We start from the raw sequence: 11,044 nt of genomic DNA on the forward strand, positions 1-11,044 counted from the left end.
TTACCACCACTTTTCCGGCTTGGCCGAGAACTGCGCGCGGCTCTCGATCGCGAGGCCGGCGTTAAGGACGCCCTGTTCGTCAAACGGCTTGCCGACGATCTGCAGGCCGAGCGGCAGGCCCTCACGGTTGAGACCGGCCGGGACCGACATGGCCGGCAGGCCTGCCAGCGAAGCCGGCACGGCAAAGACGTCGTTGAGGTACATGCTAAGCGGATCGTCGCTCTTCTCGCCAAGGCCAAAGGCGGCAGTTGGCGCGGTAGGGGCGAGGATCACGTCACACTGGGTGAAGGCGTTCTTGAAATCCTGCGCGATCAGCGTGCGAACCTTCTGCGCCTGCGTGTAATAGGCGTCATAGAACCCGGCCGAGAGCACATAGGTGCCGATCAGGATCCGGCGCTTGACCTCTGGCCCGAACCCGGCGGCGCGGGTGGCGGCATACATGTCCTGCAGGCCAGCCCCATCGGGCAGGTCGCGCAGGCCATAACGCACGCCATCATAGCGGGCGAGGTTCGACGAGGCCTCTGCCGGTGCGATGATGTAGTAGGCCGGCAGGGCATATTTGGTGTGCGGCAGCGAGACATCGACGATCTCTGCCCCGGCGTCCTTCAGCCAGGCGATCCCGGCATCCCAGCTGGCGGCAACATCGGCGTCCATCCCGTCCATGCGGTATTCACGCGGGATGCCAACCTTCTTGCCCTTGAGATCGCCCGAGAGGCCGGCTTCCCATTCGGGCACCGGCATATTCAGGCTGGTAGAATCCTTGGGATCGAACCCGGCCATGGCTTCCAGCATGATCGCGCAGTCGCGCACGTCGCGCGCCATCGGCCCGGCCTGATCGAGCGAGCTGGCAAAGGCGACGATGCCCCAGCGCGAGCAGCGGCCATAGGTGGGCTTGATGCCCGAGATGCCGGTAAAGGCCGCGGGCTGGCGGATCGAGCCGCCGGTATCCGTGCCGGTTGCGGCAGGCGCGAGCCGGGCCGAAACCGCCGCCGAGCTGCCCCCCGAGCTTCCGCCCGGGGCCATCGCCGCATTGCCGCCATCGTTGCGCCGCCAGGGCGAGATGACATTGCCGAAATAGCTCGTCTCGTTCGACGAGCCCATGGCGAACTGATCCAGGTTGAGCTTGCCCAGCATGCCCGCGCCGGCATCCCACAGCTTATGGGAAACGGTGCTTTCATACTCGGGCGTGAAGCCTTCGAGGATGTGGCTGGCGGCCGTGGTCTGGACGCCCTTGGTGGCGAACAGGTCCTTCATGCCGATCGGCACGCCGCCCATCTTGCCCAAAGGCTGGCCTGCGGCGCGCTTGGCATCGGTGGCCTTGGCCGCTTCCAGCGCCTTTTCCGGCGTGGCGACGATGAAGGCGTTCAGCGCACTTTGCGCGGCGGCGACATTGGCGTTGAACGCCTCGGCCACTTCAACCGCGGTGAAATCACCCTTGGCGATACCGTCGCGGATCGCCGCGACGCCCAGTTCGGTCAGGTCGGTCATGTTATTCGATCACCTTGGGCACGCCGAAGAAGCCATGTTCGGCCGCCGGGGCATTGGCGAGAACAGCATCGCGGTTGTTGCCGCCGGTCAGCGGATCGGCATTCACCACGTCATCGCGCAGCCGCAGTGTGTTTTCGATCACCGCGGTCATCGGCTCAATGCCGGTCACATCAACTTCGCCGAGCTGTTCGACCCAGGCGAGGATTCCGTTGAGTTCCGGCACCATCGCCGCAACTTCACCCTCGGACAGCTTGATCCGGGCCAGCGCGGCAATCTTGGCCACGGTAGCGGTATCGACCGACATGGCGTTCCCTTAGGTTAGAATTGGTCGCCAGCGCGCTAGCACCCGCCAGCGCGCGCTTCAAGGCGGGTAAAAGCGCGGCTTACTGCGGCGGCGGAGGCGGCGTGGCGCCCTTGGCCGCACCACCGCCCTGCTGGGCCTGCATCTGCGCCTGCAGCTGCTGCATCATCCGCATCTGGGCCTCAACCTCGGCGCGGCTCTTGAAATCGAGCAGTTCGATTTCGAAGACCAGGTCCGAATTGGCCGGGATTTCAACCTTGCCGGTCTGCGGGTTGCGCTGTTCCTGCGCGCCATAGGCCAGCTCGGCCGGGATCTCGACCTTGTACTTGCCGCCCTTCTGCATCTTTTCGAGCGCCTGGGTGAAGCCGGGGATCACGCCTTCGACCGGGAAGACCGCGCGTTCGGCCTGATCGAACACCTTGCCGTTTTCGAGGCTGCCCTTGTAGTTGATCTGGACCACGTCGGCCGTCGTCGGCGAAGGACCGGTGCCGGCCTTGATCGTTTCAACGTCCACGCCCTTGGGCAGGGTGGCCCAGGCCAGGCCGCCAGCCGCCAGCGCCGCCGCGGCCACGCCCAGCCACAGCTTGCCCAGCGCGCCCTTGGCGATCGGTTGCAGCGGAACGCGGGTGATCTCGGTCATGAATGCTCTTTCCTGCTATGCGCCATAAGCAAAGGGCGCGGATTGCTCCGCGCCCTCATGGCTTATCGGCTAAACGTGCGCAAGCTTACTTGACGCCGTCACGCTCCATCCGCTTGCGCTCCATCTTGCGGGCGCGGCGGACAGCGGCGGCCTTTTCACGGGCACGCTTTTCCGAAGGCTTTTCAAAGTGACGGCGCAGCTTCATCTCGCGGTACACGCCCTCACGCTGCAGCTTCTTCTTAAGCGCGCGCAGAGCCTGTTCGACATTGTTGTCGCGGACGAGAATTTGCATAAACCGACACACCTCACAAACGAAAGGACAGAGCCCCACGCGAATCTGTTAGCGGGGTTGCACCTAACGGAAAGCAACGAAAAACTGCGCCGAATCCCAACAGGACCGGCCCGAAGTGGGGCGCCGTTAGCAAGGAGTCGCCCGCAAGGCAAGCTTTTGCGCGCCCTTGCAGGCGGCGCGCCAACCAGCGCGGCACGGGCAGCATGGCGGGAAAGTGGACAGAGTGGACAGTGAGTCCACTTTTCCCAACAGGCCGGAACTGCCGGAATTGCTGGGTTTCCGCCCCGGGTTCGCCGCGAATGTCGAGATGCCAAAATAAAAAGAACACCCCGGCGCAGCTGTGTCGGACCGCCGCCGATAAACTGGGAGGATAGACGAAGGGAAAGAGCCAGCTGCACTTTTACCAGGCAGCGGGGATGTAGGAAAATCGCCGGGCCGCCCGCCCTTGCCGCGGATGATGGCGACGGCCCTGCAGCCGTGACCCGGCACGTGATGCAGGGCATGGCCATTGTATTTGCACGCGATGGATCAATCTTCACACATTTTTGTTGTACATACACAACGAATCGCTTAGAAGGCACGCATGCTGTTCAACCGCATCAATCTGTTTCGTCAGGAACGGGGCTGGTCTCGCAAGGAGCTGGCCGAACTGGTTTCGGTCAATCCGCAAACCATCGGCTATCTGGAACGGGGCGATTACCGACCCACCGTGGAACTGGCGCTGAAACTGGCGCAGGCCTTTGGCGTCAGTGTGGAAACGCTGTTTGCGCTTGAGCCCTTCCCTTCGCTTGCCGCGCAGCTTGATCGCAAGGCGGCTCAGGAGACCCGCGATGACCAAGACTGAAACCGGCCGATTTATCCGCATCAACCAAAGCCCACGCGCGGCCCGGATCATGGGCGGCTATGCCCTGATCGCCATGCACGGCTGGTTCTTTGCCAAACTGGGCCTGCCTTCGGCCGATGGTTCGGCTGAAGTGATTGTGGGCCTGGCCGCGCTGACCGGGATGATCACCAGCATCCTGTTCTTCCTGGGCACCTATGGCGTGATGGCCAATGCGCCTGATGCCATGCTGGACGAACGCGAACTGGCGGATCGCAATAGGGCGTATTTTTCGGCTTTCAAATATATCGTCGGCATGGGGATCCTGGGCGGGGTAATTCCCGAATTTCTGGCCAAGGCGATCGGGTTTGAACTCTCGGTTGGCGTGCTCAAAAACTATATCTTCCTGATCTTCACCACCGCACTGGTCCTGCCCGGGTTCTTCCTGGCTTGGTCGGCGCGGGAAGACACTTAAACACCGTGCCGCGTCACCTCCGCAGGGATGGGGTGACGCAGCAGGTTTAGTCAGGCTAAACCCCCGCCCCAGGGGGACGCATGAACACCACTTTCACCTTGGCCGACTGGGCCGTGCTCGGACTTTACGTCGCGCTGCTGGCCGCGGCCGGGTGGCTGACCACGCGGCGGGGAATGCAGTCTGAGGACTATTTCCTGGCCGGGCACCATGCGCCGACCTGGCTGGTCGCGATCTCGGTGCTGTCCACGGTCCAATCGGCAGCGACGTTCCTGGGCGTGCCGGACTTCGCCTATCGCGGCAACTTCACCTATGTCGGCGGGGTCTTTTCGACCCTGGTAGCGGCCTGGCTGGTGGGGCATTGGCTGATGCCCAAATTCTATGCCGCCGGGGTGACCACGGTTTACGAGCTGCTGGAAGCGCGGTTTGACGCGACAGCGCGGCGGGCGGCGGCGGGGATGTATCTGGTCGGGCGGATCCTGGCGAGTGGAGCGCGGCTCTATCTGGCGGCGATTGCCGTTTCGATGATCCTGTTCCTGGACGTGGCCCCCGGGCACATGCTGATCGCCATGATGATCCTACTGGTCTTCGGGCTGGTCTTTACCTTCATGGGCGGGCTCAATTCGGTGATCTGGAGCGACCTGGTGCAGGTGGTGCTTTATGTCGGCGCGGCGCTGTTGGTGGCCTGGTTCCTGTGGGATCACCTGCCGATGACCATGGCAGAGGCGATCACCGCTTTGCGCCACGCGCCGGATGGCAAGGACAAGCTGGCGCTGATCGATCCCTCACCCAGCCTCTCTGCGCCATTCGGCCTGTGGGCCGTGCTGACCGGGGTGGTGCTGCTGAACTTTGCCAATGCTGGGCTGGATCAGGATACCACCCAGCGCGTGCTGGCCTGCCGCGATGCCCGGCAAGGCACCCGCGCGCTGGTGGTCTCGGCCTGGGCCTCGCTGCCGGTCATCCTGCTGTTCTTGGGCCTAGGCGCGCTGTTGTGGCTGCATTACCAGGGCAACGCTGCCGGCACCTTCAACGGCGAGAAGGTCACCGTGTTCATGCATTACATCCTGACCGAACTGCCGCCCGGTTTGCGCGGGTTGGTTACCGTGGGGGTGATCGCGGCAGCGGCGATCAATTCGGGGTTGATCTCGATGTCGGCCGTGCTGGTCAACGACCTGTATCGGCCCTTTGCTGGGGAGCGGAGCGAAGCCCATTTCGTGCGGATGGGGCGGATCGCGACCGTGGCACTGGGCCTGGCGCTGTTCGCCATGGCGGTGCTGTCCTATTATTGGCAGCGCTATGCCGACACCGCGTTGCTCGACTTCGTGCTGGGGGTGATGGCCTTTGCCTATTCGGGGCTGCTCGGGGTTTACGGCGTAGCACTGTTTTCGCGGCGCGGTTCTTCCAGCAGCGTGCTGGCCGCCTTTGCCGCAGGCTTCCTGACCGTGCTGGCCTTCCAGCCCTATGTGATCGACGCGCTGGGCCTGCCGCTCGCACTGAAGGCAGTGGCCTTCCCCTGGCATCTGTGTCTGGGGACCGTGGCGGCGGCGCTGGTGTGTTTGGCCGCGCCGGGGAAGCGCGCCTCAACGTAATCCCGCCCCCGGGGGTAGGGATTGGTAGTAGCCTATCGATTTAGTCGGGGCTAAGGCACCGCAATGACTGCCCAGCCATCATTCGTGGTCGCATCGCTCTCTGTCGCCGCTGGCGGCGGGGTGGGTGCGTGGCTGCGCTTTGCCGTCGGGCGGATGATTGGTGCCACGCCCTTTCCGGTGGCAACACTGACCATCAACGTGCTGGGCAGCATTGCCATGGGGCTGCTGGCTGGCTGGCTTGCCCGGCATAGCGACGGTGGCGAACAGTGGCGGCTGCTGCTGGGCGTTGGCGTGCTGGGCGGCTTCACGACCTTTTCCGCATTCAGCCTGGAAATTGCGCTGATGATCGAACGCGGCGCCATGACCCAGGCCGCGATCTATATTGCCCTCTCGCTGCTTGGCGGCGTGGGGGGACTGTTTGCCGGGCTGGCCCTGGCGCGAGGAATTGCATGAGTATCCTTCGACAGGCTCAGGACGAGCGGAACGTTCGCCAGTTCACCGTCCAGCACGATGATGACGGAGTGCGGCTGGACCGCTGGTTCAAGCGCCACTTGCCGCAGATCGGCTTTGCCATGATCAGCCGCTGGGCCCGCACCGGGCAGATCCGCGTGGATGGCAAGCGCGCCGATCCGGCCGACCGCTTGTCCGCCGGCCAGGTTGTCCGCGTCCCGCCGGGCGGCGATGCCCCGGCCAAGGGCGGCGCCAAGCCCCGCCGCGAATTGAGCGAGGAAGAGATCGCCAAGGCCGAGGCGATGGTCATCACCCAGGACCGCGCCGCCATCGTGCTCAACAAGCCCCCCGGCCTTGCGACTCAAGGCGGGTCGGGCATGAAGGAGCATGTCGACGGGCTGCTGGATGCCTTTGCCCATGATGGGCCGCGCCCACGGCTGGTCCACCGGCTCGACAAGGATACCTCAGGCGTCCTCTTGATCGCGCGCACCCCGGGCAGCGCGGCCTATTTTTCCAAGCGCTTTTCCGGGCGCACGGCGCGCAAGATCTATTGGGCGATCATCACCGGGGTGCCGGATATTGCCGATGGCCTGATCGAACTGCCGCTGGCCAAGCAGCCGGGCACTGGCGGCGAGAAGATGATGGTCGACAAGAGCGGCGAAGGCCAGAGCGCCCGTACCCGCTACCGCGTGCTCGACCGCGCGGGCAATCGTGCCTGCTGGGTTGAGCTGCAACCGCTGACCGGGCGCACCCACCAGTTGCGCGTCCACATGGCTGCGATCGGCCACCCGATCGTGGGTGACGGCAAGTATGGCGGGCCGGATGCCTTCCTGTCCGGCTCGATCAGCCGTAAGATGCACCTCCATGCCCGCCGCCTGATCATCGACCATCCCGATGGCGACGTGATCGACGTGCGCGCTGACCTTCCCGAGCATTTCGCCAACACAATGGCCAGCCTAGGCTTCGACGAGGACGACGGCGATGCCCTGCCCGAGCCCTACAAGCCCGGCAAAGCCGACGAAAAGCAGGCCGCCAAGGCCCACGCTAAGCAGGTCCGCAAGGAACGCCGCGGCGAACGGCGCGGCCGTGCCGATGGACGCGTGGCAACCCGCAAGCCGCCTACGAAGCGCGGCCCGACCAAGGGCAAAGGATCGCCGGGCTTGAAGAAGGCCGGCCCCAAGCCAACCGGTAAGCGCTGATGCGGAGCCTTGCCCGGTGAGCCAACGCCTTGCCGTATTCGATTGCGACGGCACGCTGGTCGATGGCCAGGCGGCGGTCTGCACCGCCATGGACGCGGCCTTTCTCGCCCATGGCCTGCCTTATCCCGATCGCCATCTGGTCCGCCGCAGTGTTGGCCTGAGCCTGCCGCAAGCTGTACGCGCGCTGCTGCCCGATGCCGACGAAGAGCTGCGCCAGGCCATCGACCTGGCCTATCGCGGCGCCTTCCGCGCCGCGCGCGAGGCGGGGGAACTGGTCGAGCCGCTGTATGACGGTGTGCGCGAGCTGCTTGAGCGTCTGCTTGACGATGGCTGGCTGCTGGGCGTGGCGACCGGCAAGTCGGACCGGGGACTGGAGCATTGCCTGGCCACGCACGGCTTGAGCCGCCATTTCGTGACACTGCAAACTGCTGATCGCCATCCGTCAAAGCCCCATCCGGCCATGCTGGAAGCTGCACTGTTCGAGGCCGGGGCGCTGCCAGGCAGCGCCGTGATGATCGGCGACACAGCCTTTGACATGGCTATGGCCGTCAACGCCGGGGTGCGCGGACTGGGCGTGGACTGGGGTTATCACACCCCGGCCGAGCTGTCCGATGCCGGTGCCGAGGCGGTGGCCCGCAATCCGCTGCACCTGCTGGAGCTGCTGTAATGAACGCAGACGATACCCGCGCCCGCAATCGCTTCATCGCCATCCAGCTTGTCCGGCTTGGCGGTGTTGCCATGGTCCTGCTGGGCCTGCTGGTGATGAACGGACGGATCGACTGGCCGCGCGAGGTCGGCTTCGTCCTTGCCGCGCTGGGCCTGTTCGAGGCGCTGCTCGCGCCGCTGCTGTTATCGCGAAAGTGGAAGACCCCCGCCGAATGAAGCGTTTCTACAAGGAAGCACAGGCCGCCCCGGTGGACGGTGGCTGGCAGGTCCAGCTGGATGGGCGCGGCGTGAAGACTGCGGGCGGCCTGCCGCAGATCGTGCCCAGCCAAGCGCTGGCCGCAGCCCTTGCCGCTGAATGGGCCGCGCAGGAAGAAACCATCGTACCCGCCGGCTTCGTGCTGCGCGACATGGCCGACTATGCGATCGATGTTGTCGCGCCCGATCCGGCCGCGCTGCGCGGGGGCCTGTTGCGGTATGCCGAAACCGATACGCTCTGCTATCGCGCCGATCCGGGCGAAGCGCTGCACAGGCGCCAGCTGGAACGGTGGGAGCCGCTGCTGGCCGCTGCCGAAACACGCGACGGGGTGCGCTTTACCCGGATCAGCGGGATCATCCACCAGTCCCAACCGCCAGAGACGCTGGAGCGGCTGGGCGACCGGCTGGAGCGGCTTGATCCCTTTACTCTTGCCGCGCTCAACACCCTGACCTCGCTCGCCTGCTCGCTGGTAATTGGCCTGGCGGCGCTGGAACCGGGCGGCGATGCCGGCGCGCTGTGGATCGCGGCCGAACTGGAAGAGGAATGGCAGGCCGAGCAATGGGGCCGCGATGCCGAGGCCGAGGAACGCCGCGCCCGCCGGGCCAAGGCCTTTGCCGATGCCGCGCAGTTCGCCGCCCTCGTGCGAAACGATTGACCTTCTTAACCGCGCGCTTAAACAGGTTTCTTCCTGCAACCCAAGGAGAGGAACAAGGGCCATGTACAGCCACATGATGGTGGGCGCGAATGACATTGATCGCGCCAAGACGTTTTACGATGCGCTGTTTGGCGCGGTGGGCGGCAAGCCCGGGATCGTCGATCCCAAGGGCCGCCTGATCTACATGCACAATGGCGGCATGTTCTTGGTCACCAAGCCGATCGATGGTGCGGACGCGACCCCGGGCAACGGCATGACCATCGGTTTTGCGATGACCAGCCCGGCCGAATGCGATGCCTGGCACGCCGCAGGCCTTAGCGCTGGCGGCAAGGCGATCGAAGACCCGCCGGGCGTGCGCGAAGGCGCAGGGATGAAGCTGTATTTGGCCTACCTGCGCGATCCGGATGGCAACAAGCTGTGCGCGCTGCACCGGATGTAATTGTTTGAGTTAACGGCATCCGGGCGCGCCTGTGGCCGCCCGGAGCCAACTGCTAGGCCGCGCCGCGCGAGAGCAGGAATACCGCGTGCTCGGCACGCCAGCTGGCGGCAGCAGCGCTGATCCGCTTGTCGCCCGAAAGAAACCACGCCCCCTCCACTGTCAGGTGCTTGGCCGCGACCAGATCGCGGAAGTCGCTAACCGTCACGTGGTGGATGTTGGGCGTTTCATACCAGGCCACCGGCAGCAGCCGCGTCACCGGCATCCGCCCATGCCACATCAGGCTGGCCCGTACCCGCCAGTGGCCGAAGTTGGGAAAGCTGACAAAGGCCTTGCGCCCGACCCGCAGCAATTCATCCAGCACCTGATCCGGCCGCTTGGTGGTCTGCAAGGTCTGCGACAAGATTGCATAGTCAAAGGCGGCGTCGGGATAGTCGACCAGGTCCGTATCGGCATCGCCCTGCATGACCGACAGGCCTTTGGCGACGCATTCGGCCACGTCGAGCGGATCCAGCTCCATGCCCCGCGCGTCGACGCGGCTGCCATCACGCAGCGCCGCCATCAGCGCACCATCGCCGCAGCCGATATCAAGGACGCGGGCGCCCGGCGCGACATTGGCGGCGATCACCGCAAGGTCAGGACGCAGCTTGCTCATTGTTTCAGGAACCCGGCAATCACCCGATCAAGCGCCGGGACATCGAGCAGGAAGCTGTCATGCCCGAACGGGGCGGACAGTTCGACAAAGCTGACCGGCGCGCCAGCGGCGTTCAGGGCATGGGCGATCGTGCGGCTTTCGGCCGTGGGATAAAGCCAGTCGGTATCGAAGCTAACCAGGCAAAACCTCGCCTTGCTCGCCCGGAACGCATCGGCCAGCCGGCCGCCATGCTCTTCGGCAAGGTCGAAGTAATCCATCGCCCGCGTGATGTAGAGATAGCTGTTGGCATCAAACCGGTCGGTAAAGCTCAACCCCTGATGGCGCAGGTAGCTTTCGACCTGGAAATCGGCATCGAAGCCAAAGGTCTTTTCCGTACGGTCCTGCAGCTTGCGCCCGAACTTTTCGTGCATCCCCTCTTCGGAGAGGTAGGTGATGTGCGCTGCCATACGGGCCACGGCGAGGCCATTGTCCGGCCCCTTCCCGCCACCATAATAATCGCCGTTCTTCCACTTGGGATCGGCCATGATCGCTTGCCGGCCAACTTCGTGGAAAGCAATATTCTGCGCCGTATGGCGGGCCGTGCTGGCTATGACCAGTGCGGCACGGGTCCGTTCCGGCCAGTTGGCGGCGAAGGACAGCGCCTGCATCCCGCCCATCGATCCGCCGACCACGCTGTGCAGCTGCTCGATCCCCAGCGCATCAAGGATGCCCACCTGCGCCCGCACCATGTCGCGGATGGTGATCACTGGAAAGCGCATGGCATAGGGCTGGCCATCGGGGCCAAGGCTGGCCGGCCCGGTCGAGCCATAGCAGCCGCCCAGCACATTGGCGCAGATCACGAAGAACCGGTCGGTATCGATCGGCTTGCCCGGCCCGACCATCCGCACCCACCAACCCGGCTTGCCGGTAACCGGATGCGGGCTGGCCACGCACTGATCGCCGGTCAGGGCATGGAAGATCATCACCGCGTTCGATTTTGCGGCGTTAAGCGCACCGTAAGTCTCATAGGCAACGCGCACGCCGCCCAGCGCCTGCCCGCCATCAAGGGTGAGCGGCCGGGCGTGCTCCAGCACGTGGCTTTGGGCCATAAGGGCTTCGGCATCGGACATGATCCGGGATTGGGGG

General features: G+C 64.9%; 15 protein-coding genes. 9 read left to right on the plus strand and 6 right to left on the minus strand.

From position 1 onward, the window contains the following. From gatA to rpsU, 4 genes are all read right to left on the minus strand, one after another. Window positions 1-1,488 carry an Asp-tRNA(Asn)/Glu-tRNA(Gln) amidotransferase subunit GatA gene (gene gatA, locus RQP55_RS07180; protein WP_315609506.1) on the minus strand — a complete coding sequence of 496 codons (1,488 nt, stop codon included), beginning with the start codon at window positions 1,486-1,488 and terminating at the stop codon, window positions 1-3. Between the two features lies 1 nt (window position 1,489). Continuing rightward, the gene (gatC, locus tag RQP55_RS07185; RefSeq protein ID WP_315609507.1) at window positions 1,490-1,792 is read right to left on the minus strand and encodes an Asp-tRNA(Asn)/Glu-tRNA(Gln) amidotransferase subunit GatC; all 303 of its coding nucleotides are present in this window, start codon (window positions 1,790-1,792) and stop codon (window positions 1,490-1,492) included. A gap of 79 nt (window positions 1,793-1,871) precedes the next feature. After that, the gene (locus RQP55_RS07190; RefSeq protein WP_315609508.1) at window positions 1,872-2,429 is read right to left on the minus strand and encodes an FKBP-type peptidyl-prolyl cis-trans isomerase; all 558 of its coding nucleotides are present in this window, start codon (window positions 2,427-2,429) and stop codon (window positions 1,872-1,874) included. Between the two features lie 85 nt (window positions 2,430-2,514). Beyond that, window positions 2,515-2,721, minus strand: a complete 207-nt coding sequence (gene rpsU / locus RQP55_RS07195; protein WP_147088947.1) for a 30S ribosomal protein S21 — start codon at window positions 2,719-2,721, stop codon at window positions 2,515-2,517. A 583-nt stretch (window positions 2,722-3,304) separates the two neighbouring features. Between rpsU and RQP55_RS07200 the strand changes: the two genes are divergently transcribed. From RQP55_RS07200 to RQP55_RS07240, 9 genes are all read left to right on the plus strand, one after another. After that, window positions 3,305-3,565 carry a helix-turn-helix transcriptional regulator gene (locus RQP55_RS07200; protein ID WP_315609509.1) on the plus strand — a complete coding sequence of 87 codons (261 nt, stop codon included), beginning with the start codon at window positions 3,305-3,307 and terminating at the stop codon, window positions 3,563-3,565. Beyond that, window positions 3,552-4,016 (plus strand): hypothetical protein, encoded by a 465-nt coding sequence (locus tag RQP55_RS07205; RefSeq protein WP_315609510.1) that lies wholly within the window; start codon window positions 3,552-3,554, stop codon window positions 4,014-4,016. Before RQP55_RS07200 ends, RQP55_RS07205 begins: the two co-directional genes overlap by 14 nt. 80 nt (window positions 4,017-4,096) lie before the next feature. Further along, window positions 4,097-5,602 carry a sodium:solute symporter family transporter gene (locus RQP55_RS07210; RefSeq protein WP_315609511.1) on the plus strand — a complete coding sequence of 502 codons (1,506 nt, stop codon included), beginning with the start codon at window positions 4,097-4,099 and terminating at the stop codon, window positions 5,600-5,602. A gap of 63 nt (window positions 5,603-5,665) precedes the next feature. Continuing rightward, entirely contained in the window at window positions 5,666-6,055 is a 390-nt protein-coding gene (gene crcB, locus RQP55_RS07215; protein WP_315609512.1) for a fluoride efflux transporter CrcB, read from the plus strand. After that, the gene (locus RQP55_RS07220; protein WP_315609513.1) at window positions 6,052-7,251 is read left to right on the plus strand and encodes an RluA family pseudouridine synthase; all 1,200 of its coding nucleotides are present in this window, start codon (window positions 6,052-6,054) and stop codon (window positions 7,249-7,251) included. Before crcB ends, RQP55_RS07220 begins: the two co-directional genes overlap by 4 nt. Window positions 7,252-7,267: 16 nt before the next feature. Continuing rightward, window positions 7,268-7,918 (plus strand): HAD-IA family hydrolase, encoded by a 651-nt coding sequence (locus RQP55_RS07225; RefSeq protein WP_315609514.1) that lies wholly within the window; start codon window positions 7,268-7,270, stop codon window positions 7,916-7,918. Beyond that, window positions 7,918-8,133 (plus strand): hypothetical protein, encoded by a 216-nt coding sequence (locus tag RQP55_RS07230; RefSeq protein ID WP_315609515.1) that lies wholly within the window; start codon window positions 7,918-7,920, stop codon window positions 8,131-8,133. Before RQP55_RS07225 ends, RQP55_RS07230 begins: the two co-directional genes overlap by 1 nt. Further along, on the plus strand, window positions 8,130-8,828 hold the full coding sequence (locus tag RQP55_RS07235; protein ID WP_315609516.1) for an ATP12 family chaperone protein: 699 nt from the start codon (window positions 8,130-8,132) through the stop codon (window positions 8,826-8,828). The genes RQP55_RS07230 and RQP55_RS07235 overlap by 4 nt, the downstream gene beginning before the upstream one ends. Window positions 8,829-8,889: 61 nt before the next feature. After that, the gene (locus tag RQP55_RS07240; RefSeq protein WP_315609517.1) at window positions 8,890-9,267 is read left to right on the plus strand and encodes a VOC family protein; all 378 of its coding nucleotides are present in this window, start codon (window positions 8,890-8,892) and stop codon (window positions 9,265-9,267) included. Window positions 9,268-9,319: 52 nt separating this feature from the next. Here RQP55_RS07240 and metW read toward each other — a convergent pair whose 3' ends face one another. Continuing rightward, the gene (gene metW / locus RQP55_RS07245; protein WP_315609518.1) at window positions 9,320-9,919 is read right to left on the minus strand and encodes a methionine biosynthesis protein MetW; all 600 of its coding nucleotides are present in this window, start codon (window positions 9,917-9,919) and stop codon (window positions 9,320-9,322) included. Further along, window positions 9,916-11,028: a homoserine O-acetyltransferase gene (locus RQP55_RS07250; protein WP_315609519.1), complete on the minus strand. Its 1,113-nt coding sequence runs from the start codon at window positions 11,026-11,028 to the stop codon at window positions 9,916-9,918. The genes metW and RQP55_RS07250 overlap by 4 nt, the downstream gene beginning before the upstream one ends. Window positions 11,029-11,044: the final 16 nt, after the last annotated feature.

The sequence above is a fragment of the Novosphingobium sp. APW14 genome (assembly GCF_032337075.1).
In the GTDB taxonomy this organism is placed as follows: domain Bacteria; phylum Pseudomonadota; class Alphaproteobacteria; order Sphingomonadales; family Sphingomonadaceae; genus Novosphingobium.

What these genes read in the sequence shown, in the direction of transcription:
- gatA (WP_315609506.1), bottom strand. Translation starts at nt 1,488, where the DNA reads ATGACCGACCTGACCGAACTGGGCGTCGCGGCGATCCGCGACGGTATC.
- gatC (WP_315609507.1), bottom strand. Translation starts at nt 1,792, where the DNA reads ATGTCGGTCGATACCGCTACCGTGGCCAAGATTGCCGCGCTGGCCCGG.
- RQP55_RS07190 (WP_315609508.1), bottom strand. Translation starts at nt 2,429, where the DNA reads ATGACCGAGATCACCCGCGTTCCGCTGCAACCGATCGCCAAGGGCGCG.
- rpsU (WP_147088947.1), bottom strand. Translation starts at nt 2,721, where the DNA reads ATGCAAATTCTCGTCCGCGACAACAATGTCGAACAGGCTCTGCGCGCG.
- RQP55_RS07200 (WP_315609509.1), top strand. Translation starts at nt 3,305, where the DNA reads ATGCTGTTCAACCGCATCAATCTGTTTCGTCAGGAACGGGGCTGGTCT.
- RQP55_RS07205 (WP_315609510.1), top strand. Translation starts at nt 3,552, where the DNA reads ATGACCAAGACTGAAACCGGCCGATTTATCCGCATCAACCAAAGCCCA.
- RQP55_RS07210 (WP_315609511.1), top strand. Translation starts at nt 4,097, where the DNA reads ATGAACACCACTTTCACCTTGGCCGACTGGGCCGTGCTCGGACTTTAC.
- crcB (WP_315609512.1), top strand. Translation starts at nt 5,666, where the DNA reads ATGACTGCCCAGCCATCATTCGTGGTCGCATCGCTCTCTGTCGCCGCT.
- RQP55_RS07220 (WP_315609513.1), top strand. Translation starts at nt 6,052, where the DNA reads ATGAGTATCCTTCGACAGGCTCAGGACGAGCGGAACGTTCGCCAGTTC.
- RQP55_RS07230 (WP_315609515.1), top strand. Translation starts at nt 7,918, where the DNA reads ATGAACGCAGACGATACCCGCGCCCGCAATCGCTTCATCGCCATCCAG.
- RQP55_RS07235 (WP_315609516.1), top strand. Translation starts at nt 8,130, where the DNA reads ATGAAGCGTTTCTACAAGGAAGCACAGGCCGCCCCGGTGGACGGTGGC.
- RQP55_RS07240 (WP_315609517.1), top strand. Translation starts at nt 8,890, where the DNA reads ATGTACAGCCACATGATGGTGGGCGCGAATGACATTGATCGCGCCAAG.
- metW (WP_315609518.1), bottom strand. Translation starts at nt 9,919, where the DNA reads ATGAGCAAGCTGCGTCCTGACCTTGCGGTGATCGCCGCCAATGTCGCG.
- RQP55_RS07250 (WP_315609519.1), bottom strand. Translation starts at nt 11,028, where the DNA reads ATGTCCGATGCCGAAGCCCTTATGGCCCAAAGCCACGTGCTGGAGCAC.